The sequence below is a fragment of the Pseudomonas sp. BN606 genome (assembly GCF_029873115.1).
Classification (GTDB): domain Bacteria; phylum Pseudomonadota; class Gammaproteobacteria; order Pseudomonadales; family Pseudomonadaceae; genus Metapseudomonas.
Map to the genome: position 1 here is coordinate 82894 of NZ_SSOF01000076.1, position 23915 is coordinate 106808.

The following is a 23915-nucleotide window of genomic DNA, read 5'->3' on the forward strand; positions in this document are numbered from 1 at the left end:
TCAGTGCCTCGATATCTGGATGCGGTTCCAGAGGTTGATCATCGCCACGGTGGCGGTCAGCGCGCCGATTTCGACTTCGCTGAAATGCTCGCGCAGGTTGGTGCGCAGGGCAGCATAGTCGGTGCGTCGGTCGAGCTGCGTCAGCGCTTCGGTCCAGGCAAGGGCCGCTTTTTCACGCGGGGTGAAGTCGTTGCAGTGATCCCAGACCACCAGGCGATCCAGGCGCTCACTGGTTTCGCCGTCTTCACGCGCCTCGCGAGTGTGCATTTTTACGCAGAAGGCGCACTGGTTCAGCTGTGAGGCGCGCAGTTGCACCAGGTGATGCAGGCTGCGTTCGAGGCCGAGGGCATCCAGCGGCGTGTGCACCTCGCCCATGGCGTTTATGACGTCGGGGATGACCTGCTGGTAGTTGAGGGGGCTTGCGGGGCTCATCTGGTGTTCCTCATTCGGGGCTGAAAGGGGTTACACCTTCACGACGAACCAGGGATTCGAGTTGTGACATGCCCTCGTGAATTCTGTTGTCAGCAGCATGAAGTCGGAATTCATGTAGGAGCGAGCTTGCTCGCGAAAGATCGCGCTCGGACTATTCGCGAGCAAGCTCGCTTCTACACGTTTGTCTTCCTTGGCTCGCCAGTCCTGTGTTTATTCCACCCGGCGTTCCCGGATGGCTGCGGCTTCACGGGTCACCAGGTCAATGAACGACAGTGCCAGCGGTGAGCGCTCGTCGCGTCGGCGTACCAGCCACACAGCAGTGGTGGCGCCGGGGTCCAGCAGGGTGCGGTAGACCACGCCGTCGACGCGGGTGCGGCGGAACGATGCGGGCAGCACCGACACGCCAAGCCCGGCCGATACCAGGCCGATGATGGTCATGGCTTCGCTGGCCTCCTGGGCGATGCGGGGCAGGAAGCCGGCATTGCGGGCAAGCGTGAGCATCTGGTCATAGAGGCCGGTACCAAAAGTGCGCGGGAAGAATACGAAGGGCTCATTCGCCAGCGCGCCGAACTGGATGCCTTCTTCGCTGCCGGCGGCCAGTGGGTGGTCGGCGCGCAGGATCGCCACCAGCGGCTCGCTGAACAGCTCCACCGCCAGCAGATTGTCCGGCAGGCTGAGGGGACGAATCACGCCCACCTGCAGGCTGTCTTCCTGCAGCGCCTTGACCGTTTCCGCGCTACTGCCTTCGGTGAGTTCCAGGTGCACGTCGGGGTAAGCCAGGCGAAAGGCGCGGATGCTGCGAGGAATGGTGGAGGTGAACGGCGCCGAGGAGGTGAAGCCCACCTTCAGCTCTCCCAGTTCGCCTCGGTGAGCGCGGCGCGCCAGCTGCACCGCCTTGTCCACCTGCACCAGTACCTGGCGAGCCTCATCGAGGAAGCGCCGACCGGCTTCGGTCAGCTCGACCCGGCGATTGGTGCGTTCCAGCAAGCGTGCACCGATCTCTTCTTCCAGCGCCTGGATCTGCTGGCTCAGCGGGGGCTGGGAAATGCCCAGTTGCTCGGCTGCCCGACCGAAATGCAGCTCTTCGGCCACGGCAATGAAATAGCGCAGGTGCCTGAGTTCCATGGGGAAATCCTTCGATATTTAAAACGTATCAAATGTGTCGAACAATATATTGGAGATAATATAAACCGCTCGATATCCTTCGGCCCATAACCCCAACAACGAATATCCCCAGCCCCTGATCCAGGCGGTACGGCCTCGTTGTGCCTGCTCGCCGCAGAATTTCGAAGGTGCCCCGTGAGCAATTCCCAAGCAGTACTCAAGACCGAAGACGAGCCCGCGTTTAGCGAGGCGGCCCGTGATGCAGCCAACGAACTGCCGGACGCCGCCGCCAACGACCCGGAGATATCCACCTACATCCGCAAGGGCACGCCGCAGTTCATGCGTACGTCCCTGGCGCTGTTCTCCGGCGGCTTCGCCACCTTCGCGCTGCTGTACTGCATCCAGCCAATGATGCCGGTGCTGTCCAAGACCTATTCCATCACCGCGGCCCAGAGCAGCCTGGCCCTTTCGGTATCCACCGCGATGCTCGCCCTCGGCCTGTTGGTGACCGGTCCGCTATCCGACGCCATCGGCCGCAAACCGGTGATGGTGGTGTCGCTGCTCGCCGCGGCGCTGTTCACCCTGGCCAGCGCGGCCATGCCGACCTGGGAGGGCGTACTGCTGATGCGCGCCTTGGTGGGCCTGGCGCTGAGCGGTCTGGCCGCAGTGGCCATGACTTATCTCAGTGAGGAAATCCATCCCAGTCATCTCGGCCTCTCCATGGGCCTGTACATCGGCGGTAACGCCATCGGTGGGATGAGTGGCCGCCTGATCAGCGGGGTGCTGGTGGACTTCGTGTCCTGGCACGCGGCAATTGCCGTGCTGGGTGGCTTGGCGCTGGTCGCCGGGCTGGTGTTCTGGCGCGTGCTGCCGGAGTCGAAGCACTTCCGTCCGCAGCCGCTCAAGCCGTCCACCCTGGTGGAGGGTTACCGCATGCATTTCCGTGATGCCGGCCTGCCCTGGCTGTTCCTCACCGGTTTCCTGCTGATGGGCGCCTTCGTCACGCTGTTCAACTACATCGGCTACCGCCTGCTGGCTTCGCCCTATCACATGAGCCAGGCGCTGGTGGGCGTGCTCTCGGTGGTCTACCTCACCGGCATCTACAGCTCGGCCTGGGTTGGTTCCCTGGCGGACAAGCTGGGCCGGCGGAAGGTGCTTTGGGTCTCGATCCTGCTGATGCTGGGCGGCCTGGTGCTGACCCTGTTCAGCCCGCTGGGGATGATCCTGGCCGGCATGTCGGTGTTCACCTTCGGCTTCTTTGGTGCCCACTCGGTGGCCAGCAGCTGGATCGGCCGACGCGCCCTGCGCGCGAAGGGCCAGGCGTCCTCTCTCTACCTGTTCAGCTACTACCTTGGCTCCAGCCTCGCCGGCACCCTCGGTGGTCTGTTCTGGCATCACTATGGCTGGCAGGGCGTCGGCCTGTTCATCGGCGGTCTGCTGGTAATTGCCGTGGCGGTGGCCCTGCACCTGGCGCGACTGCCGGCACTGCCCGGCAACGCCATCGTGCAGCCGGCGCACTGAGACGGAGTCGGCCCGCCGACGTTCTTGTCGCCGGGTCGCTGAGCCACCAGAATCTGAGGTTTTCGCAGGGAGCCAGGGAAAATGACCCAGAACATCTACGACAACCCTGACTTCTTCGAAGGTTATGGCCAGCTTGGCCGCTCTCAATTCGGACTTGCGGGCGCCCCGGAGTGGCCGGCTCTGCGCGCCATGCTGCCGGAAATGCGAGGTCGCCGCGTGGTGGACCTCGGCTGCGGCTACGGCTGGTTCTGCCGCTGGGCACGGGAGAACGACGCTTCTAAGGTGCTGGGGCTGGACGTGTCGGAGAAGATGCTGGAGCGGGCCAGGAACAGCACTGACGATCCCGCGATTCTCTACCAACGGGCCGACCTGGAACACCTGGTCCTGCCTGAAGGCAGCTTCGACCTGGCCTACAGCTCGCTGGCTTTCCACTATGTGGAAAACCTTGCCGGGATGTTCGCAGAGGTCTATCGCGCCCTGGTACCCGATTCCCGCCTGGTGTTTTCCATCGAGCATCCCATCTACATGGCGCCCGCCAACCCGGGCTGGGTGATCGATGGCAAAGGGCGCAAGACCTGGCCGATCGATGGCTACCAGATGGAAGGCCCACGAGTCACTGACTGGCTCGCCAAGGGCGTGATCAAACAGCATCGCACCCTCGGTACCTTGCTCAACCTTCTGATTGGCACCGGTTTTCGCATTGCCCATGTAGAGGAATGGGGCCCCACCGACGAGGACATCGCCGTCATGCCCTTGCTCGCTGAAGAGCGCGAACGGCCGATGATGCTGCTGGTCGCGGCTGAGCGCTGACGGCTCGAAGACGTGCCACGGGTGCGACAAAGCGCCTCCCGTGGCGCTATCCCCCAAGTCGCTCGCGGCTGGCAGAATGGCCCGCCTACCCCACCGCGCAGAGTGGGGATATTCCTGCCTTTCATGCGTGCCCAACCCGCCGATCCAACCAGGGAAGTACAGCATGAGCATCACCTCCGCCGATATCTGCAATGCCGCCGATGCCCTCAAGGGCTTTGTCGGCTTCAACCGCAAGCTGGGTAAATACATCGTCCGATTCAGCGAGGATTCGTTCGGCATGGACGTGCCTGACGACAGCATCGTTCCGGCCTGTGAGTTCGTCTGGACATTGAAGACCGACCAGGTCATGACCTTGAGCCGCGAGTGTCTGCAGATCCTGTTGGAACAGAACATCAACGATCGCCTCAATCTGTGCGACGTGCTGTTGGTCTATCTGCGTCGCACCGACCTGGCGGAGATCAGTGCCGAACGCCGGCGTCTCTAGCTCGTACCGGCCGCGCCGGGGGCTTTCCCCGGCGACGGTCCCTCAGGGCAACCAGCGCAACCCCATCACCCCTCCCACTATCAGCCCCATGCAGGCCAATCGGCCGGCGGAGGCGGAATCCCCCATCCAGATCACGCCCGCCAGGGCGGTTCCCACTGCGCCGATTCCAGTCCATACGGCGTAGGCGGTGCCTACCGGCAAATGGCGCAACGCCAGGGTCAGCAGACCCAGGCTGCCGCTGAGTACCAGCAGGGTTCCTGCCAGGATCCATGGCCGTTGCAGGCCGTTGGCACTTTTCAGGCCCAGGGCAAAGGCGACTTCCAGCACGCCAGCGGCGAGCAGCATCAGCCAGGAGCTTGTCGGGGTCATCGGGGGCTCTCTACTCGAAGAAAAAACGAGCCCCGGAGGGCTCGCGAAGTGGGGGAGGAGTCTCTCAGCCGGCAAGCAGCTTGCCGCGTACCAGGCTGCTCAGGGTCTTGAAGGTCAGCACGGCCAGTGCAGCGCTGAGGAACAGCAGGCTGGCCCAGGCGATCAGCTGCAGCGGCAGGCTGCCTTGCTCATGGGCGTACTTGAGTGCCGCACTGGCCAGTGCCGCCAGGGGGAAGCTGATGGCCCACCAGGACGGGGCGAAGTGCACGTCGCGGCGGAATACCTTGAAGCCCACGACAATCGCCAGGAACAGGCCGAAGTAGAAGAGCAGGGCGGCGAAGCGGTCGATCCCGAACAGATTGGTGTAGGCCAGGAAGCCGACTTCGAAAGGTGCCACCAGGATCATCAGCGACGGGATCATGGGCTTGGCCAGCGCTTCCTGATGGACCAGACGCGGGAAGATGCTGGTGAAGAAGATCAGCGCCAAGGCCGCACCAATCGCCATTGCGAAGAGGTTCAGTTCGGCTGCCCAGGCCATGGGCATATGGCCGCCGGTGACCGCCACATCGAGGGTGGCGACACCGGGGATCAGCCACGCCGGCACAGCGTGCTGCAATTCCTGCTTGCCATTGAACAGGCGCGACAGCACCAGGCCACCGAGTAACAGGGTGAGCACGCTGCCTACGGTCCACAGGCCCTGGGCCAGCACTTCGCTATAAGGGCCGGCGACTACCGACAGCAGCAGGATCGCAATGACGATGGTACCGAAGAAGTTGCCGGCAATCGGATGGGTGAATTCGTTGATCACTGCCTGGCGGTGACGCAGCAGCTTGGCCAGGTAACCGACACCAAGGGCAACGAAAACCAGCGCGGCGAACAGGCCGATGGCTTCACCGATCAGCGGGCTCACGCCGAAGTACTGGTGGGCCAGGCGCCAGCCGAGTCCCAGGCCGGCCAGGCCCATGACGGAGCCAAACAGGTTGACCGGCAGGTTCTTGATCGAGGCGCTGCCGAGCGGCTTGACCTGGGCTTGCTCAAGCGGGGGAATGAAGGTGGTAGTCATGGCGGTCTCCGTTGGCTGGATTTGTCGTTGGAGATAGCTTCTGCCATGATGGATTTGACTGGAATAGACTTGTTGCGACGAATTCAGCCAGCCTCTCGACAGTGACGGACACACCCATGCGAATAGCCCTGCTGGCCTTTCCCCGCGTGCAATTACTGGACATCGTCGGCCCTGCCGACGTCTTCGCCGAGGCGGCGAAACAACTGGGTAATCCTCGTGCCTATCGAGTCGAGGTAATAGGTACCGAAGCCGGTCTGCTCCGGGCAAGCAATGGCTTGCGCCTGGCGGTGGATTCCACCGTGGAAACCCACAAGGGCAAGCTCGACACTCTGTTGGTGGCGGGCGGCCCCCGGGTCGATGACATCGCCGGCAATCCGGCGCTGCATCAGTGGCTGCGCCAGCAGGCGGGCTCGGTCAGGCGGATCGGGTCGGTATGCAGTGGTGCTTTCGTCCTAGCCGCCGCCGGCATGCTGCGCGGGCGTCGGGTGACCACTCACTGGAACAGCAGCGCACGCCTGTCGGAAGAGAATCCAGAAACCCAGGTCGAGTCCGACAGCATCTTCGTCAAGGACGGCAACCTCTATACCTCCGCCGGTGTCACGGCGGGGATGGACCTGGCCCTGGCCATGGTGGAGGAAGACCACGGCCGCGAGTTGGCGCTGCGCGTTGCGCGGGAAATGGTGATGTTCTTCAAGCGGCCCGGTGGCCAGTCGCAGTTCAGTGCCCACCTGGCGGCGCAGACCGCCGAGCGCTCGGTGATCAGGGACATCCAGGACCATGTGCTGGCCAATCTGAAGGGCGACCTTGGAGTGCCGGCCCTGGCCGCTCGGGCCGGCATGAGCGAGCGCAATTTCGCCCGGGTGTTCAAGCAGGAGGCGGGGTCCACACCGGCCGAGTTCGTCGAACTGGCGCGCATTGACGCCGCACGGCGCCTGGCCGAAGAGTCCGACGCTCCCCTGAAACGGCTCGCCGATGAGGTGGGCTACGCCAACGTCGATGGCTTCCGGCGCGCTTTCCAGCGCCGTCTGGGGGTAACACCCAGCGATTACCGGGCGCGTTTCAAGCTGGATGGTTGAGTTCGGCTGCATCCTGCGTGGACCGAATCTGGCCCCACTGGAGTCAGACGTAAGACTGGTCGCCGAAGCCCCGTGGCAGGCGCTGCTTTCCCGGCATCCTGGTCAGTTTCTCTTCCCAGAAATAGCGCCAGTCGTTAGCCGCACGGGCAACCTTGGCCCGGCGAGCTGCGCGTCGGGCGGCGTTTCGCGCATCCCGGCGCGCCTCCTTGAAGACCTCGGTGTTCTTGCAGTTGCGGCATTTCACCCGCGCCAGTTCGGTGCTGGCGAGCAGGTTGCTGCCATGTCGTCCACAGGCAAGGTTCTTGCCGATCTTGTAGTGAGTGATCATTTGCAGATCTCCTGAAACTCAACGCCTGGGTATCCGCCGATGGGGACCGGGGCGCCAGTGGGTTGCATGTGTTTTGACAGGATGCGAGTTCCCACGGTTCGAGTTGCTGGGCCGAACGGTCTAGTAGACCCCGGGAATCAATCGCGAAGTGCGCGCGCAATAGGCTTCGTACTCCTCGCCGAATTCGGTACGCAGCAAGGCTTCTTCCGCGTGGATGCGCGCCAGCAGCGGTGGTAGCGTCAAGGCCACCAGCATCAGGCCGACGCCGGAACGGAAGGCGAGGGCCCAGCCGAGCGACGCGATCATCAGGCCCAGGTAGCTGGGGTGGCGGATCAGCCCGTAGATGCCGTCGGTCACCAGGCGGTGGCCAGGCTGGATCGCCACCAGTCCACTGAAGCGGTTACCCAGCACGAACACCGGCCATATCCGCAGTGCGCCACCGGCGGCGAACAGCAAGACGCCCAGCCAGCGGACGCCGTCGCCGCCGAAGGTCCAGACATCGAGCCGATCGGTGTAGGCCGGCAGGAAGGCGCTGAGCAGGCCGATGATACCGAACACCGGGAGCACCCAGCGGTTGCGCCGGTCTTCCCGCACGCCGCTACTGAGATTGCCCTCGGAGAAGGGCGCCAGGCCCGCCAGCATGAACAGCACCAGGGTCAGGGCCACCAGCGGCGGGTGCCCGAAGAAGACCGCGAACCCGCCCAGGCCCAGGATGGCCAGGCCCAGATAGGCGAGGATGCTGGCGAGGGTGACGAGCAGCAGGCGGGGCCGGGACATGGCGGAGCACCTCTCCGATCAGCGTCGACAAGGCATTGGACAGCGGGCCGCGAGGCCGGTGCTATAACTGAAAACCTTGGGGGATTCACCGTGGAGGGCATCGTCATGGGATGCCGCGGAATCCTGTTGCTGGTAGTGGTCGCGCCCTGTGTCTGGGGGGCCGGCTATGGCGATTCGTACTACGGGCTGGGACCTTATCTGGGCACGACCTACTACCCCAGCCCCCCGCGGCAACCCTATGTATCGCCACCCCCCAGGCCCTTCGCCGACCTGCCGCCGCAACCCTTCGTCGTGGTCCCTGAATACCACCGGTTTCGCGATGCCCAGCTCCCCCGCGTGAGCACTGAAAAGCCGCAGGTGCTGATTCGCACCTTCGACCCGGAGCTGGGCGTTTATCGAGATGTGGAAGTACGGGACGGGGAGGGGGGGCCGCCAACTTGTGAAGGGGACTACTGCAGCGATTGAAGCGGTTGGGTGCTTGTAGGGGCGATTTCATTCGCCAAGGGGCGCGCAGCGCCCCCGAGTAGTTTGCGGCCAAACCGTCGGCCCGTTTGGCGAATGAATTCGCCCCTACCGGGATCTATTCGACAGGATGACCTTCAGGTTTCCCCCTGGCTCCTGCGTCCGAACCGGCGTCGATAATCCGTGGGCGATAGCCCGACCATCTTGTTGAACACCTTGCGGAACGCCGCCGGGTCCTGGTAGCCGACTTCCCAGGCGATCTGGTCCACGGAGCGGTTGGTCAGTTCCAGCAGCTCGCGGGCTTTGGCCGCGCGAAGTTGCTGGCAGTACTCGGTTGGTCGTAGTCCGGTTGCCTGCTGGAAGCGGCGCAGGAAGGTGCGCTCGCCCAGCCCGGCCTCGGCGGCCATGGCAGGCAGGCTGACCTGGCGCGCGTCGTGGCGCTGAAGCCAGCGCTGCACCTTGAGCACCGCCTCGTCGCCGTGGGTGAGGCGCGGAGTGAAACGGCGAAAGTACTGCTGGGAGTGACGGGTCAGGTCGAGCACCAGGAAGCGCGCTGCTTCCGCGGCGATGGTCGGCCCCAGGAGGCGATCGACCAGGGCCAGACCCAGGTCCGTCCAGGCCATCACGCCCCCGGCGGTGATGATGTCGCCGTCATCCACCACCAGCTTGTCGGCATCCACTTTCACTTCGGGAAATTGCTGCACGAGGTCCTTGGCCAGGCTCCAGTGAGTGGTCAGGACGCGGCCAGCCAGCAGTCCGGTCTGGGCCAGCACGAAGGCTCCGGCGCACACCGAACTCAGGGTGACGCCGTTGGCGTGCTGACCTTTGAGCCAGTCGGCGAAAGGTTGCAGGGTTTCAGTGGGAGGCAGGGCGCCCAGGCAGGGCGGAAGGATCACCACGGTGGGCACGCTCTCGGCGTCCGGATGACTGTCATGGGTGCAGCGGATTTCGCCATTCTCGACGACCGTCCAGTGCTTGACCCGCAGCAACGGCAGATCAGCGTCGGTGTGCTCGGTGGCCATGCGGTTGGCCACGGTGAACAGGTCGGAGAGGCCATGGGCCGCCGCGAGCTGGGCGCCCGGATAGAGCAGGAGGCCGATCTCCAGCATGGTCTTCATTGTCAGTTTTTCCTGCGAATTTGTCGGTCGCGCCGATCCCCAACCCGCGTCCCGAAGTTCATCTTTGGCCCCACGTTTACACCCCCACAACCTGAGGTGAACATCATGAGCAAACAAGCCGTTATCGTAGTCGACATCCAGAACGATTATTTCCCCGGCGGCCTGTGGACGCTGCATGGCGTCGATGCTGCGGCCGACAATGCTGCGCGGGTCATCGACGGTGCTCGCGGCGCCGGCGACCTGGTGGTGCATATCCGCCATGAGTTCCCGACTCAGGATGCGCCATTCTTCCGTCCTGGCTCCGAGGGCGCGCAGATCCATCAGAAAGTCATCAACACGCCTGACGAGCACGTGGTGCTGAAGAACTTCATCAATTCCTTCCGCGATACCGACCTCAAGGCGGTGCTCGATCGCAATGGCGTGGAGAAGGTCACCATCGTCGGCAACATGAGCCATATGTGCGTCGATGGCATCACCCGCGCCGCAGTCGACTACGGTTACACAGCCACCGTGATCCACGATGCCTGTGCCTCCAGGGATCTGGATTTCAACGGCAAGGTGGTGCCGGCAGAGCAGGTGCACGCCGCGTTCATGGCGGCCCTGGGATTTGGCTACGCCAAGGTGGTTTCCACTGACGAGTACCTCGCACTGCAGGGTCGGTAACCCTGCCGCGGGTGCGGCTGCCATGTTGCCGGGCCCCAGCAGGGGCCCGGCAACCCGTGATCCTCAGCCGAAGCGCACCAGGTTGAGCGCCGGCAGCGGGCCATCGGGGAATTGCACCAAACGGCCACCGATGGCCAATTGGCCGAGGTCGATGGCGCAGAATCCCAGGCGCTCGATCAAGGCGCCGACTTCGGCCCTGGCACCAGCGTCATCACCAGAATGGAACAGCACGCGACGACCGCCTTCACTGGCCGGATTGCCCGACAGCAAGTGGGGTTGCAGGTGATTGAAGGCCTTCACCACCCGAGCGCCAGGCACCAGGTCGGTGAAAACCTCGCTGGACAGTCGGCCATGCAGATCCACCGGCTTGAACAGTGGTGCTTCGATGGGGTTGTTGGCGTCGATCACGATGCGTCCGGCGAAGTCCGGCAGGCCAGCCAGGGCCGTCGGCAACTTCGACCAGTTCACCGCCACCAGCACGATGTCCTGCGCCGCTGCGTGTTCGCGCGTACCTGCCCTGATGCCCGGGCCGAGTTCGCCGACCAGTTCTGCAAGGGATTGCGGCCCTCGGCTGTTGGCGATCACCGCTTCCACGCCCTGGCGGGCGAGGGCGCTGGCGAAGGCTGAGCCGATTGCGCCGGCACCAATGATTCCGATGCTTTTCATTGTCGCGTTCTCCAGGGTTCAGGCCGTGAAACCGCCATCGGCGATGATGTCGGCACCGGTGACGAACGACGCTTCCGGGCTGGCGAGGAAGGCCACCACATTGGCGATTTCTTCCGGCTTGCCATAGCGGCCGATGGCGATACCGGGTCCGACGATCTGGCTGACCGGGCCCCCGTCGGGGTTCATGTCGGTGTCGGTGGGACCGGGATGCACGGTGTTCACCGTAATGCCCCGTGGACCGAGGTCGCGCACCAGGCTGCGATTGAAACCGGCGATGGCGCCCTTGGTCAGGGTGTAGAGGGAGGCGGTCGGGAAGGCTGCGTAGTGGGTCATGGACGAGCCGATATGCACGATGCGACCACCGGCCGGCATATGGCGCACGGCTTCCTGGGTGGCGACGAATACGCCGGTGACGTTGACGGCCAGCATACGCTCGTAGGTTTCGAAGGCGATCTCGTCGATGGCGCCACCCAGGCCTAGTCCGGCGTTGTTCACCAGGATGTCTAGTCCGCCAAGGGATTCCACTGTTTCGGTAATGGCGGCGCGCACGGCGGCGGGGTTGCCGGCATCGGCCTGGATGGCGACAGCGCGGCCGCCGCTGGTCTGGATAGTGCGCACCACTTCAGCGGCCTTGTCGGGCGAGGCGCTATAGGTGATGGCGACGGCGGCGCCGTCGGCGGCCAGGCGCTTGGCGATAGCGGCGCCAATGGAGCGGGAGCCGCCAGTTACCAGGGCAATCTTGCCAGTGAGGGGAAGGGTAGTGGTCATGCGGGTTGTCTCCGGGGGGGGTGGGTTGGCTCAGGACCTACTATCCCTTCCGGATTCAGCGATGATTAGTGGGTAATGGCTTGAATGATTTTCAAGTATTGATATAAGTTCGGCCCATGGAAACCCTCGCCAACCTGGAATCATTCGTCCGCAGTGCCGAGACCGGCAGCTTCTCGGCCGCGGCGCGCCGCCTGGCCCTGACACCCGCCGCCGTCAGCCGCAACGTCGCCATGCTGGAGCGCAATCTCAGCGTGCGCCTGTTCCAGCGCTCCACTCGCAAACTCACCCTGACCGAAGCCGGAGAACGCTTTCTTGATGCCATCGGCGGCAACCTGGAAGCCCTCCAGGCGGCCATCGCCGCTGTTGGCAATGACCAGGGCGAGCCGGCCGGGGTGCTCAAACTGAGCATGGCGCCGAGCTTCGGAATGACCCACATCCTGCCGTTGCTGCCGGCCTTTCGGGCGCGTTACCCACAGGTACGCCCGGAATGGCATCTGGAAAACCGCCCGGTGGACCTGATCGCCGAAGGCTACGACCTGGCCATCGGCGGCGGTTTCAAACTGGCCCAGGGCGTAGTGGCACGTCCGCTTGCTCCAGCCCACATCATCCCGGTGGCGGCGCCGGCCTATCTTGCGGGCCGCGTGCTGCCCAGCGCACCGGCAGGGTTGCTCGAGTTCGACGGCATTGTCTTGCGCTCCGCGCGTTCCGGGCGGGCGCGACATTGGTCCCTGCGCGATGCCGCCGGCAACGAAACCGCCGCGCCATTGGCCGAGACCATCATGCTCAACGACCCCACCGCCATGCGCGAAGTGGCCCTGTTGGGGCTCGGCGTAGCCATGCTGTCGGTACCCGACGCGTTGCCTTGGCTCGAGCGAGGTGAACTGGTGCGTCTGCTGCCCAACTGGTATGCCGATGCCGGTACCATTTCCCTCTATTACCCCAGCCGCAGCCTGCTGCCGGCCAAGACCCGCGCCTTTATCGACTTTCTCGTCGAACACTTTCAGCGCGAGCGGCTGGACCGGCGCTTCGCCGCAACCCCCGGCGCGCAAACCGCCTGACCTATGCTGAATGCTGCTGAATGGCCCGAAACGGAGTCCCCATGAACGATCAAACCTTTCCCTCCGAGTACCTGGAATTCGCCGAAGAACTGGCTGACGCCGCGGCCCGGGTCACCCTGACGTACTTCCGCCTCCCGCTGGAGGTGGAGAACAAGGAGGCTGAGCGTTTCGACCCCGTGACCCTGGCCGACAAGGGCGCAGAGCGGGCCATGCGTGCGCTGATCGGCGAGCGCTATCCCGGTCACGGTGTCTTGGGCGAGGAAGAAGAGAACATTGCGGGCGAAGAGCCCTGGACCTGGGTGCTGGACCCGGTGGATGGCACTCGCTCGTTCATCAGTGGCATTCCGCTCTGGGGCACGTTGATCGCCCTCAACGACGGCACCCGCCCAGCGCTGGGCATGATGGACCAGCCCTTCACCCGCGAGCGCTTTGTCGGTGACGGCAGCAGTGCATCGCTCAACGGCCGCCCCATCCAGACCCGCGCCTGCGGCAAGCTGGCCGATGCGACGCTGATGGTCACCAGCCCCGAGCATTTCCAGCAGTCGCCGTACCGCGATGTGTTCGAAAAGCTTTCGAGCGAGGTACGCCTGGTGCGCTACAGCGGTGACTGCTACGCCTATTGCATGCTGGCTCTGGGGCTGGTGGACGTGGTCCTCGATCCTGGACTCAAGCCTTATGACATTCAGGCGCTGATGCCGATCATCCAGGGCGCCGGTGGAGTGGTTACCCGCTGGGATGGTGGCGACGCGCAGGAAGGTGGCGACGTCATCGCCTGCGGCGATTCGCGCCTGCATGCGCAGATCCTGGAGCTGATGCAGTCGCTGTGATGGCTGGGCGAGGGCGGGGAACCGGCGATTCGAAGAATCGCGCCTGCGGGCATTTCTGTGTTTGCCGCCTAAGCGTATGAATGCCAAGCGTATTCAGCCGGTCGAATTATTCGACGGAAAATAAACCTGTACTTCCTGGCTGAACCGCGTATAGTCCTGCCCACTGCACTGCAATTGTCTCTGCGATACTTGGCTCGATGTTCTGATTGAAGTTATTTCATCTCCTCGATTCGTTACAGCTTTAGCACTTCAGTAATTCCTGATTAATTATCAGGGTAGTTTCTTTTTATCCTGGAGATATGAAATGTCCAATCGTCAATCCGGCACCGTCAAGTGGTTCAACGATGAAAAAGGCTTCGGCTTCATCACCCCGGCAGAAGGCGCTGATCTGTTCGTTCACTACCGTTCGATCGAAAGCTCCGGCTTCAAGAGCCTCAGCGAAGGCCAGCAAGTGACTTTCGAAGTCGTACGTGGCCAGAAAGGCCTGCAAGCGGACAAAGTTCAGGTAGTCTGATACTTTTCCGTTCAAAGAGCCCCGCTATCGCGGGGCTTTTTTATTTATATCTCCCGAATATTTCAAATGGCTCTGCTGGCTTATATCGCTGGCGGGCGTTCTTTTGTCATTCATCGCCTCCATGAATCATTGATAGTTGCAAGCAAACTATTTGGTTCTGCGCTTCTGGCGGCATCACTCACTGTATTGGAGAGTTCTGCATGCCGGGCTATCAAGTCAGATTTCAGGATATATCAGTAGGGGATATGGACTTTCATATCCGCTCATTGCTCGACCATCAGCAGTATCACGATCCGGAACTCGAGGCGGAAAACCTCGGAATATCCCCCGAAAGTTGGCCATTGTTCGGTCAGGTCTGGCCGTCCGGACAGGTCCTGGCGCACACCATGCTGACGATGGAGTTGCAGGGTAAGCGCATCCTTGAAGTGGGCGCCGGCCTGGCCTTGGCCAGCCTTGTCGTGCACCGGCGGGGCGGCAACGTTACGGCCAGTGACTACCACCCGTTGATCCCCGACTTTCTGGCGGAAAACCTGCGCCTGAACGATCTCGGGCCGATCAATTACCAGGTCGCCAAATGGTCCGACGTCAATGATGACCTGGGGCTGTTCGACATGATCATCGGCAGCGATGTCATTTACGAGCGTGAACAGCCGGCGTTGCTCGCCGACTTCATCGACCGACATTCGGCGGATCTGGTGGATGTCTACATCGTCGATCCCAATCGCCCGAACCGCTCGAAGTTCTGCCGGGAAATGGCCGAACTCGAATACGCGTCGCAGATCACCTGCATGAATCGCGTGATGAACAACGGCGAAGCCTATAAAGGTTCGCTGCTGCACTTCCAGCGCGATGACTCCCGCTTCAATCAATGAGGGGTTGCAGGGTCGTGGGCTGAACCGCCTTCGGCAGTCGCGGAGCGATTCAGCCAGGGCGCTCTACACTGGCACAGGTTATCGACTGCACTGAAGGGCGGCGTCATGACCTACCTACGTGAAAGCACCGGCCTGTTGCTGGTGGACCCATACAACGATTTCCTCAGCGAAGGCGGCAAACTCAACGGCCTGGCCAAACCAGTGGCCGATGCCGTGGGTACCCTGGATAACCTGCGTCGGGTCGTGGCTGCGGCGCGCAAGGCGGGCATCCAGGTGTTCTACGTTCCCCATCACCGGGCACGCCCCGACGACCTCAAGGGCTGGACGCATCCCAGCCCGTACCAACTCGGCGCCGCCCGCGCCCAGGTGTTCGCTGCGGGTACCTGGGGTGGTGAATGGCACCCGGACTTCCAGCCCCTTGACGGTGACGTGCTAGTGCATGAGCACTGGGGGGGCAGCGGTTTCGCCAATACCGACCTGGACTTCCAGCTCAAGCAATACGGCGTGCAGCAGGTGATCCTGGTGGGCATGCTGGCCAATACCTGCATCGAATCCACCGGACGCTTTGCCGCGGAGCTGGGCTACCACGTGACCCTGGTGACGGACGCGACGGCGGCGTTTTCAACGGAAGCCATGCACGCGGCCCATGAGCTGAACGGGCCGACCTATGCCCATGCGATCCTCAATACCGAGGAAGTGCTGGCGGCCCTCGCTCCCAACCCCTCTTCCTGAAGAGAAGAGGGGCTGACCGTGTTGGCTGGACCTTTCTGTGGGGGCGATTTCAATCGCGAAAGGAACTGGCATCGAGCTGACCCGAGACTGCCCTCACCTCAGCCCGATCGCTTCGCGCTCAGGGCGTGGTCAGGAGTAATCCGCGCTGGTGATTCGACATGCGCCGATTAGCAGGATGAACTCGGCTTTTCTGTAGGAGCGAGCTTGCTCGCGAAAGATCGCGCTCGGACTGTTCGCGAGCAAGCTCGTTCCTACCTACCTACCTACCTACCTACCTACCTACCTACCTACCTACCTACCTACCTACCTACCTACCTACCTACCTACCTACCTACCTACCTACCTGCCCTCAATACACATCCCGCACATAGCGCTTGTCCCGCGCCATGGCGCTGACATAGGCCTCGGCCTGAGCGGCGTCCATGCCGCCATGTTCGCGCACCACCGCCTTCAGCGCGGCGTCCACGTCCCTGGCCATGCGGCTGGCATCGCCACAGACATAGAAGTGCGCACCATCCTCCAGCCAGCGCCAGAGTTCGGCTCCCTGTTCCAGCATGCGCTGCTGCACGTACACCTTTTCCGCCTGGTCACGGGAGAAGGCGGTGTCCAGGCGATGCAGGTGGCCGCTGGCCTGCCAGGCGTGCAGTTCATCGCGGTAGTAGAAGTCGGTCGCTTCGCGTTGTTCGCCGAAGAACAGCCAGTTGCGGCCCTTGGCGCCGGAGGCTTCGCGTTCCTGCAGGAAGGCGCGGAAGGGAGCGATGCCGGTACCGGGACCGACCATGATCATCGGCCGTTGCGGGTCTGACGGCACGCGGAAGTGGGCGGATTTCTGGATGAAGACCGGTACGTCGGCCTGGTCGGCGCGATCGGCAAGGAAGGCCGAGCACACCCCGTCACGGTCACGCTCTTCACACCGGTAGCGCACGGTGGACACGGTCAGGTGAACTTCGTCCGGCGTGGCCAGTGGACTGGAGGCGATGGAATAGAGGCGCGGTTGCAGGCGCTTGAGAAAGCCCAGAAGTTCCTCCGCGCTGGCGCGGATCGGGAAGGCGCGCAGCAGGTCGGCCAGTTGCCTGCCCCAGAGCCACTGGTCCAGTTCCGACTTGTTCGCCGGTTCCAGCAGGCGTCGCAGTTCCGCACTGGCGGAGCGCTCGGCAATGAAGCGCAGCAGGTCGGGCGTGGGCCGGGCGATTTCGAAGTGCCGACCCAGGGCGTGCGCCAGCGGCATGCGGCCCTGGTCCTTCACCTCCACTTCCTGGCCGCCGTCCAGCTCCAGGGACGCCAGGACTTCCGTCACCAGCGACGGGCAGTTGCTGGGCCACACGCCCAGCGCATCGCCCGCCTGATAGCGCAGGCCGCTGCCCTTGAGGTCGAGGACGATCTGACGGGTTTCCTTGCCGGAGCCCGGCGAATTCAGCACCGGGTTGCGCAGCAGGCGGCTGGCCAGTGGGCGTTGGCGGCTGTAGATGGGAGCGTCCGCATCCTCGGCAGGGCCTCCTACGGTCTCCATAACCGGTTGCTCGACCGTGGCTCCGGCCAGTGCCCCGAGGACGTTGGCCAGCCAGGCAAGGGCCGGTTCCTCGTACTCCGGTTCGCAGTCCACACGCGGCGCCATGCGGCGGGCACCGAGTGCTTCGAGGCGCGCGTCGAGCTTGCGGCCGAAGCCGCAGAACTGGTCGTAGTTGGAGTCGCCCATGGCAAGTACGGCGAAGTCCAGGCCGGCAAGCGAGGGCGCGTTATCCGCGTTCAGTGCGCTCCAGAGCGAGGCACCGTTGTCGGACGGATCGCCATCGCCGAAGGTGCTGGCGATCACCAGGGCGGTACCGGCGCTGGCCAGTTCGGCGAGCTGGATGTCGTCCATCGAGCGCACCGTCACTGCGCGACCGTCAGCCTTGAGCCGTTCCGCACAGACAGCGGCGAAGCTCTCGGCATTACCGGTTTGCGAACACCAGAGCACCAGCAAGGGTTTCTCTGCGATGGCGGCGGGCGCCGATTGGGCCGCGGGTGCGTCCCAGCTGCGGGAGAACAGCCCGGCGAGGATGCCATCCAGCAGCAGGCGGGTATCCGCCGCCAGTGGCGCGCTGGCCGGCAGTGTGGGCACGCCACCTTGCTTGCGGCTCTCGTCGCTGCGCAGGCCGAGCAGATAGCCCTGCAGATAGCGCTGCTCGGTGGGCGCCAGGCAGAGGTCGGCGCTGGCCTCGAGGTTGAGTAGACGGGCGAAGGCGTTGATCGGCATGTCGGCGAGTTCCTCCGAAAAACCGGCAGCGTCGCTGGCCGCGACCGGTTCGACTTCCACCAAAGGGATGAGCTGGGGGCTGGCCGGAGCGACCGGCGCGAGGGCGACGGCGCTGTACTTGAACTCCGGCTGCAGCGAAATGGGGTCGATGGCGTCGCTGGTCACCGCGTTGATCGCCAGGTCCTCGCCGTAGCGGTCGTTCCAGTGGAAGGGCGCGAAGCAGTTGCCCGGTTGCACGCGGTCGGTGATTACCGCCGGCAGCACGGCGCGACCACGGCGCGAGCGCACCTCCACCTGGCCCTTGTCGACGATGCCGAGACGGCTGGCATCGCTCGGGTGAATTTCCAGGAAGGCGCCAGGGTTGAGCTTGTTCAGGGTGGTCACCTTGCCGGTCTTGGTCAGGGTGTGCCACTGGTGCTGCACACGGCCGGTGTTGAGCACCAGCGGGAAGGTATCGTCGGGCAGGTCCGCCGGTTCCATGTGCGGGCGGGCGAAGAACATACCCTTGCCATGCTCGGTGGCGAAGGCAATGGCCGGGCGGCTGCCGTCGGCGTTCAGCTTGAGCGCTTGGCTGACACCGTCATTGCGGTAGCGAATGGGATTGCGGGCGTTGGCTTCGCTGCCGGGCGGGCAGGGCCATTGCAGCGGGCCCTGGCGCAGCAGGTCGAAGCTGGCGCCGCGAATGTCGTAACCGGTCTTCGGGTTCCAGGCCTGTTTGATCTCTTCGAACACCTCGGCGGCACTGGCGTAGGTGAAGGCATCGGCAAATCCCATCGCACAGGCGACGCGGGCGATGATCTGCCAGTCCGGCAGGCTGTCGCCCGGGGCGTCCACGGCCTTGCGTGTGAGCGTGAGATTGCGCTCGGAGTTGATCATCACGCCTTCCGCCTCGGCCCACAGGGCACCGGGCAGGAGGATATCGGCATAGCGGTTGGTCTCGGTGTCGAGGAAAGCGTCCTGGGTGATCACCAGCTCGGCGGCTTGCAGCCCCTCGATGGCCAGGCGGCGATTCGGCACGGTGGCCACCGGGTTGGTGCAGATGACCCAGCATGCCTTGATGTCCCCGGTACTCATGGCTTCGAACATGGCGACGGTGCCGTTACCGCCGTCCTGGCGCAGGTGTCCGCGCGGAAGTCGCCACAGGTCTTCGATGAACGCGCGATCGTCATCCACCAGCAGCGAGCGCTGGCCGGGCAGGCCGGGGCCCATGTAGCCCATTTCACGTCCGCCCATGGCGTTGGGCTGGCCGGTGATAGAGAAGGGGCCGCTGCCTGGACGGCAGATGGCGCCGGTGGCCAGGTGCAGGTTGCACAGGGCATTGGTGTTCCAGGTGCCATGGGTGCTCTGGTTGAGGCCCATGGTCCAGCAGCTCATCCACTCCGGCGCATCGCCGATCCACTGGGCGGCCTTGTGGATATCCGCCTCAGGCAAGCCGGTGATAGCGGCCACTCGCTCCGGCGAGTAGTCCTCGAGGAAGGCCGGCATGGCTTCCCAGCCCTTGGTGTGGGTGGCGATGAAGTCAGGATTGGTATGGCCGTTTCGATGCAGCAGGTGCAGCAGGCCGTTAAGCAGGGCGAGGTCGGTGCCGGGCGTGATCGGCAGGTAAAGGCTGGCCTTGTCGGCGGTGGCGGTTCGGCGCGGGTCGACCACGATCAACTTCGCACCGGCCTTGACCCTGTCCATCATGCGCAGGAACAGGATCGGGTGGCAGTCGGCCATGTTGGCGCCGGTTACCAGGAACAGGTCGGCCTTGTCGAAGTCCTGGTAGGAGCCGGGGGGGCCGTCCGAGCCCAGGGAAAGCTTGTAGCCGCTGCCGGCGCTGGCCATGCACAGCCGCGAGTTGGACTCGATGTGGCGGGTGCGGATGAAACCCTTGGCCAGTTTGTTGGCCAGGTACTGCGCCTCAAGCGACATCTGCCCGGATACATAAAAGGAGATGGCGTCCGGGCCGTGGGTATCGAGCAGGGCGCGCAGGCGCCGGGCGGTGTCGTCGATGGCCTGGTCGATGCCGGTGCGCACCGGGTCGCGGCGGCGCTCGTGTCGCAGGTAGGCATGCTCCATGCGGCCGGAGTCGGTGAGCGGCTGGGCGCAGGTGTTGCCCTTGGTGCAGAGGCGGCCGAAATTGCTCGGGTGGTCCTTGTCCCCCGTCACCTTGATCACGCGGTCGTCAGCGACTTCCATGACGATGCCGCAGCCGACGCCGCAATAGGGACACACGCTTCGTACTGTCTTGTTCGCCATATCCGTTACCTGGAGCGCAAACGAAAAAAGCGCCATGCCACCCTCCGTCGGAACGGGGGAGACACGGCGCCTTTGTCGTGGGGTAGGGCAATCGGCATTGATTGCCCTGGCGGTGTTATCGCAAGGCACATGCCAAGTTCTGTTCAACGGCCTCCAAGGCATAGTGGGGCGGACCTTGTGGTCATTTTTCGAGGGTAATCAGCTTGGGGATGTCCGGCTTCAGGATGGGGCGCAAGGTGCGTTATCGCACTGTTTTGGTTCTCGGTCGGGCCTTCATGGAGGGGAGGCCTGAATTCAGCCGGCCGGACTTCGGGTAACCCCGTAGGCCCCGTCACTGCTGATTTACGGTATGCTGTCGGAGCCTCGGCTGGCGGGAGTTTTGCAATCTGGCACAGCCACTGCATAGGGAGGACCAGGCCCACCGCGAACAGTGTGGAGGGCGGCCCGGTAGATCAATGGCGATCACTTCCCCGGGCTGACAGGTGCGCCAGGCAGTGTGGCCCGGTGGCACCCATGAATGAACAGGCAAAGGCGCCTGGGACGATAAGTCCCAGGCGCTTTTTTTTGCCCCCAGAAAACGTGATTGGCTTGGGCCGGGTGCTACCTATGAACTCCAACGTCGCTTCCACTCCTGATGTGCAAACGCTGATCGTCATCGGCAACGGCATGGTCGGCCATCATTGCGTCGAGCAACTGATCGAGCGCGGCGCGCTGGACCGCTATCGCATCGAGGTCTTCAGCGAAGAGCCGCTGCGCGCATATGACCGTGTGCACCTGTCCGAATACTTCACGGGCCGCGATGCCGAGTCCCTGGCCCTGAGCGAAGCCAGCCTCTACCAGACGCCGGGCGTGACCCTGCACCTGGGCGTACCCGTGCTGGAGATCGACCGCGAGCGCAGCGAAGTGATCACCGCCAGCGGTTGCGTGCCGTACCACAAGCTGGTGCTGGCCACCGGCTCCTATCCCTTCGTGCCGCCCATCGAGGGTGCCGAAGGCAACTCGCGACTGGTCTATCGCACCCTGGCCGATCTCGACACCATCCGCGCCGCCGCTGCACAGGCGCGCCGTGGCGTGGTGGTGGGCGGTGGCCTGCTGGGCCTGGAAGCGGCCAACGCGCTGAAATCCCTTGGTCTGGATGCCCACGTAGTGGAGTTCGCTCCGCGCCTGATGCCGGTCCAGCTCGATGACCTGGGCGGTGCCGCCCTCAAGGCGCGCATCGAGGCGCTCGGCGTTGGTGTGCACCTCTCGAAAGCCACCCAGTCCATCAGTGCCGGTGATGACTACCGCTACCGGATGAACTTCGCCGGCGAGGACTTCCTCGAAACCGACCTGATCGTCTTCTCCGCCGGTATTCGCCCGCAGGACGCCCTCGCGCGCCAGTGCGGCCTCGAGCTGGGCCAGCGTGGTGGTGTGGCCATCGATGGCCAGTGCCTGACCTCGGATGCGGACATCTATGCCATTGGCGAGTGCGCCGCCTGGAACGGCAGCATCTTCGGCCTGGTCGCCCCCGGCTTCCAGATGGCCCGCAGCGTTGCTGCGCAGCTCTGCGGTGAGGATGCCGATCCGTTCATCGGCGCCGACATGTCCACCAAACTGAAGCTGCTCGGCGTGGACGTGGGCTCCATTGGCGATGCCCATGGTGCGCTGCCCGGTGCGCGCAGTTACCGCTTCATCGACGAAGCCACCTCGAGCTATCGCCGCCTCGTGGTTTCCGCCGACGGCAAGCAGGTACTCGGCGCTGTGCTGGTGGGCGACAACAGCTACTACGACACCCTCCTGCAGTACGTGCAGAACGGCATCAAGCTGCCGGCCGATCCGGCCAGCCTGATCCTGCCGGCGGGCGAGGGCGCCCCGGCCCTGGGCGCCGATGCGCTGCCGGCCACTGCCACCGTCTGCTCCTGCCACAACGTCAGCAAAGGGGCGATCTGCTCCGCCATCGACAGCGGCTGCACCGATGTTGCCGGGGTCAAGTCGTGCACCAAGGCGGCCACCGGTTGCGGCGGTTGCGCGGCATTGCTCAAGCAGGTGGTGGAGCACGAGCTGTCCGCCCGTGGCGTGTCGGTGGACAAGAGCCTCTGCGAGCACTTCGCCTACACCCGCCAGGAGCTCTATGCACTGGTGCGCGTGGAAGGCATCGAGACTTTCGAGGAAATGCTCGCCAAACACGGCCGCGGCCATGTGGGCTGCGAGATCTGCAAGCCAGCCATCGGTTCCATCCTCGCTTCCTGCTGGAACCGGCCGATCCAGGACCCCTGGCTGGTACCGCTGCAGGACACCAATGACACCTTCATGGCCAACATGCAGAAGAACGGCACCTATTCGGTGGTGCCACGTATCCCCGGTGGCGAGATCACCCCGGAAGGCCTGATCGCCATCGGTGAAGTGGCGAAGAAGTACAACCTCTACACCAAGATCACCGGCGGCCAGCGCATCGACCTGTTCGGTGCCCAGCTCCACGAGCTGCCGGACATCTGGGGTGAACTGATCGCTGCCGGCTTCGAGACCGGCCACGCCTACGGCAAATCGACCCGTACCGTGAAGTCCTGCGTCGGCAGCACCTGGTGTCGCTACGGCGTGCAGGACAGCGTGAAGATGGCCCTGGATATCGAACACCGCTACAAGGGCCTGCGCTCTCCGCACAAACTGAAGTTCGCCGTCTCCGGCTGCACCCGCGAATGCGCCGAGGCGCAAAGCAAGGACGTGGGGGTTATCGCCACCGAAAAGGGCTGGAACCTCTATGTATGCGGCAACGGCGGGATGCGCCCGCGCCACGCCGAGCTGTTCGCCACCGACCTGGATGACGAAACCCTGATCCGCTATATCGACCGCTTCCTGATGTTCTACATCCGCACCGCCGACAAGCTGCAGCGCACCTCGGTCTGGCGCGAGAACCTGGAAGGCGGCCTGGACTACCTCAAGGCGGTGATCATCGACGACAGCTTGGGTCTTGGCGCAGAGCTGGAAGCACAGATGCAACTGGTGGTGGACCGCTATGAGTGCGAGTGGGCCAACGCCATCCAGGACCCGGAGAAGCTCAAGCGCTTCCGCACCTTCGTCAACGACGCGAGCGGCGATCCGGATATCCATTTCGTCAAAGAACGTGGGCAGATCCGTCCGGCGCGGGCGGCTGAGCTCACCCTGATCCCTGTAGCAGAGGAGGTGGTCTGATGGCCCAGCAGAGCGCGCAACGCATCGAAGAATTCGCACAATGGCGAGCCCTCTGCTCGCGCGGCGACCTGGTGCCAAACTCGGGCGTGGTGGCCTGGGTTGAGGGCGCCCAGGTGGCGTTGTTCTACCTGCCTGACGGAGAGCAGGGGCAGCAGCTGTTCGCGGTGGATAACCACGATCCCCATGCAGGCGCCAACGTCATCGGCCGCGGCATCGTCGGTCACCTCGGCGGAGACCTGGTCATCGCCTCGCCCCTGTACAAGCAGCACTACCGCCTGGAAGACGGCGCCTGCCTGGAGTACCCACAGCAACGCTTGCGGGTCTGGCCGGTGCGTCTTGTGGGCGATGTGGTGGAGATCGGGCTGGCTGCCTGACGTGGCGCAGGACAGGTAGGAGCGAGCTTGCTCGCGAAGCTCTTGAACACAGCTATTCGCGAGCAAGCTCGCTCCTACACAAAGGCACGCGACTTCAGCTGAAGCTCAGCGCACCCTGCTTGCAGCAGCGCACCAGTGATGCTCGGCGTTGATGCGTCTTGCGGGAAAGTGGTGGAAACCGGGATTTGGCACAGGACAGGTAGGAGCGAGCTTGCTCGCGAAGCGCTTGAGCACAGCTATTCGCGAGCAAGC

General features: G+C 63.9%; 23 protein-coding genes. 13 read left to right on the plus strand and 10 right to left on the minus strand.

Annotated elements, in window-relative coordinates; translation table 11 throughout:
• Both E8E75_RS18815 and E8E75_RS18820 read right to left on the minus strand, forming a co-directional pair.
• Positions 1 to 432 carry a carboxymuconolactone decarboxylase family protein gene (locus E8E75_RS18815; protein ID WP_120649842.1) on the minus strand — a complete coding sequence of 144 codons (432 nt, stop codon included), beginning with the start codon at positions 430 to 432 and terminating at the stop codon, positions 1 to 3.
• A gap of 210 nt (positions 433 to 642) precedes the next feature.
• On the minus strand, positions 643 to 1557 hold the full coding sequence (locus E8E75_RS18820) for a LysR substrate-binding domain-containing protein (protein ID WP_120649843.1): 915 nt from the start codon (positions 1555 to 1557) through the stop codon (positions 643 to 645).
• Between the two features lie 174 nt (positions 1558 to 1731).
• Here E8E75_RS18820 and E8E75_RS18825 point away from each other — a divergent pair, with 174 nt between their 5' ends.
• The 3 genes from E8E75_RS18825 to E8E75_RS18835 all read left to right on the plus strand — a co-directional run bounded on the left by E8E75_RS18825 (position 1732) and on the right by E8E75_RS18835 (position 4351).
• Entirely contained in the window at positions 1732 to 3057 is a 1326-nt protein-coding gene (locus E8E75_RS18825) for an MFS transporter (protein ID WP_280359633.1), read from the plus strand.
• An 81-nt stretch (positions 3058 to 3138) separates the two neighbouring features.
• Positions 3139 to 3867 (plus strand): class I SAM-dependent methyltransferase, encoded by a 729-nt coding sequence (locus tag E8E75_RS18830; RefSeq protein WP_153917322.1) that lies wholly within the window; start codon positions 3139 to 3141, stop codon positions 3865 to 3867.
• A gap of 163 nt (positions 3868 to 4030) precedes the next feature.
• Positions 4031 to 4351, plus strand: coding sequence for a DUF2025 family protein (locus E8E75_RS18835; RefSeq protein WP_120649846.1), 321 nt, complete (start codon positions 4031 to 4033; stop codon positions 4349 to 4351).
• A 42-nt stretch (positions 4352 to 4393) separates the two neighbouring features.
• Here E8E75_RS18835 and E8E75_RS18840 read toward each other — a convergent pair whose 3' ends face one another.
• Both E8E75_RS18840 and E8E75_RS18845 read right to left on the minus strand, forming a co-directional pair.
• On the minus strand, positions 4394 to 4720 hold the full coding sequence (locus tag E8E75_RS18840) for a multidrug efflux SMR transporter (protein ID WP_120649847.1): 327 nt from the start codon (positions 4718 to 4720) through the stop codon (positions 4394 to 4396).
• A gap of 64 nt (positions 4721 to 4784) precedes the next feature.
• Positions 4785 to 5783 carry an SLAC1 anion channel family protein gene (locus E8E75_RS18845; protein WP_153917324.1) on the minus strand — a complete coding sequence of 333 codons (999 nt, stop codon included), beginning with the start codon at positions 5781 to 5783 and terminating at the stop codon, positions 4785 to 4787.
• Between the two features lie 116 nt (positions 5784 to 5899).
• On the opposite strand from E8E75_RS18845, the gene E8E75_RS18850 reads away from it, so the two are divergent.
• Positions 5900 to 6859, plus strand: a complete 960-nt coding sequence (locus tag E8E75_RS18850) for a GlxA family transcriptional regulator (RefSeq protein WP_120649849.1) — start codon at positions 5900 to 5902, stop codon at positions 6857 to 6859.
• A gap of 43 nt (positions 6860 to 6902) precedes the next feature.
• On the opposite strand, the gene E8E75_RS18855 is transcribed toward E8E75_RS18850, so the two are convergent.
• Both E8E75_RS18855 and E8E75_RS18860 read right to left on the minus strand, forming a co-directional pair.
• Positions 6903 to 7187 carry a hypothetical protein gene (locus E8E75_RS18855; RefSeq protein WP_120649850.1) on the minus strand — a complete coding sequence of 95 codons (285 nt, stop codon included), beginning with the start codon at positions 7185 to 7187 and terminating at the stop codon, positions 6903 to 6905.
• 120 nt (positions 7188 to 7307) lie between these two features.
• Positions 7308 to 7964 carry an isoprenylcysteine carboxylmethyltransferase family protein gene (locus E8E75_RS18860; protein WP_153917326.1) on the minus strand — a complete coding sequence of 219 codons (657 nt, stop codon included), beginning with the start codon at positions 7962 to 7964 and terminating at the stop codon, positions 7308 to 7310.
• Positions 7965 to 8069: 105 nt separating this feature from the next.
• On the opposite strand from E8E75_RS18860, the gene E8E75_RS18865 reads away from it, so the two are divergent.
• On the plus strand, positions 8070 to 8429 hold the full coding sequence (locus E8E75_RS18865) for a hypothetical protein (protein ID WP_153917328.1): 360 nt from the start codon (positions 8070 to 8072) through the stop codon (positions 8427 to 8429).
• A gap of 134 nt (positions 8430 to 8563) precedes the next feature.
• Here E8E75_RS18865 and E8E75_RS18870 read toward each other — a convergent pair whose 3' ends face one another.
• Entirely contained in the window at positions 8564 to 9544 is a 981-nt protein-coding gene (locus tag E8E75_RS18870) for a GlxA family transcriptional regulator (protein ID WP_120649853.1), read from the minus strand.
• Positions 9545 to 9649: 105 nt separating this feature from the next.
• Between E8E75_RS18870 and E8E75_RS18875 the strand changes: the two genes are divergently transcribed.
• Entirely contained in the window at positions 9650 to 10207 is a 558-nt protein-coding gene (locus E8E75_RS18875; protein WP_153917330.1) for a cysteine hydrolase family protein, read from the plus strand.
• 63 nt (positions 10208 to 10270) lie between these two features.
• Here E8E75_RS18875 and E8E75_RS18880 read toward each other — a convergent pair whose 3' ends face one another.
• Together E8E75_RS18880 and E8E75_RS18885 are read right to left on the minus strand one after the other, a co-directional pair.
• Positions 10271 to 10873: an NAD(P)-binding domain-containing protein gene (locus E8E75_RS18880; RefSeq protein WP_153917332.1), complete on the minus strand. Its 603-nt coding sequence runs from the start codon at positions 10871 to 10873 to the stop codon at positions 10271 to 10273.
• An 18-nt stretch (positions 10874 to 10891) separates the two neighbouring features.
• On the minus strand, positions 10892 to 11641 hold the full coding sequence (locus E8E75_RS18885; protein ID WP_153917334.1) for a 3-oxoacyl-ACP reductase family protein: 750 nt from the start codon (positions 11639 to 11641) through the stop codon (positions 10892 to 10894).
• Between the two features lie 116 nt (positions 11642 to 11757).
• On the opposite strand from E8E75_RS18885, the gene E8E75_RS18890 reads away from it, so the two are divergent.
• From E8E75_RS18890 to E8E75_RS18910, 5 genes are all read left to right on the plus strand, one after another.
• Complete coding sequence (locus tag E8E75_RS18890; RefSeq protein WP_153917336.1) at positions 11758 to 12699, plus strand: LysR family transcriptional regulator; 942 nt, start codon at positions 11758 to 11760, stop codon at positions 12697 to 12699.
• A 41-nt stretch (positions 12700 to 12740) separates the two neighbouring features.
• The gene (gene hisN / locus E8E75_RS18895; RefSeq protein WP_153917338.1) at positions 12741 to 13526 is read left to right on the plus strand and encodes a histidinol-phosphatase; all 786 of its coding nucleotides are present in this window, start codon (positions 12741 to 12743) and stop codon (positions 13524 to 13526) included.
• A 304-nt stretch (positions 13527 to 13830) separates the two neighbouring features.
• Positions 13831 to 14040 (plus strand): cold-shock protein, encoded by a 210-nt coding sequence (locus E8E75_RS18900; RefSeq protein ID WP_077525815.1) that lies wholly within the window; start codon positions 13831 to 13833, stop codon positions 14038 to 14040.
• Between the two features lie 200 nt (positions 14041 to 14240).
• The gene (locus E8E75_RS18905; RefSeq protein ID WP_256660931.1) at positions 14241 to 14912 is read left to right on the plus strand and encodes a protein N-lysine methyltransferase family protein; all 672 of its coding nucleotides are present in this window, start codon (positions 14241 to 14243) and stop codon (positions 14910 to 14912) included.
• A gap of 105 nt (positions 14913 to 15017) precedes the next feature.
• A complete protein-coding gene (locus tag E8E75_RS18910; RefSeq protein WP_153917340.1) occupies positions 15018 to 15644 on the plus strand; it encodes an isochorismatase family cysteine hydrolase in 627 nt (208 codons plus the stop codon).
• Positions 15645 to 15993: 349 nt separating this feature from the next.
• Here the strand turns inward: E8E75_RS18910 and E8E75_RS18915 are convergent, their stop codons facing one another.
• Positions 15994 to 20121 carry a sulfite reductase subunit alpha gene (locus tag E8E75_RS18915; RefSeq protein WP_153917342.1) on the minus strand — a complete coding sequence of 1376 codons (4128 nt, stop codon included), beginning with the start codon at positions 20119 to 20121 and terminating at the stop codon, positions 15994 to 15996.
• 606 nt (positions 20122 to 20727) lie between these two features.
• On the opposite strand from E8E75_RS18915, the gene nirB reads away from it, so the two are divergent.
• Together nirB and nirD are read left to right on the plus strand one after the other, a co-directional pair.
• Entirely contained in the window at positions 20728 to 23289 is a 2562-nt protein-coding gene (gene nirB, locus E8E75_RS18920; protein ID WP_153917344.1) for a nitrite reductase large subunit NirB, read from the plus strand.
• Positions 23289 to 23663, plus strand: coding sequence for a nitrite reductase small subunit NirD (gene nirD, locus E8E75_RS18925; protein WP_120649863.1), 375 nt, complete (start codon positions 23289 to 23291; stop codon positions 23661 to 23663). The genes nirB and nirD overlap by 1 nt, the downstream gene beginning before the upstream one ends.
• Positions 23664 to 23915: the final 252 nt, after the last annotated feature.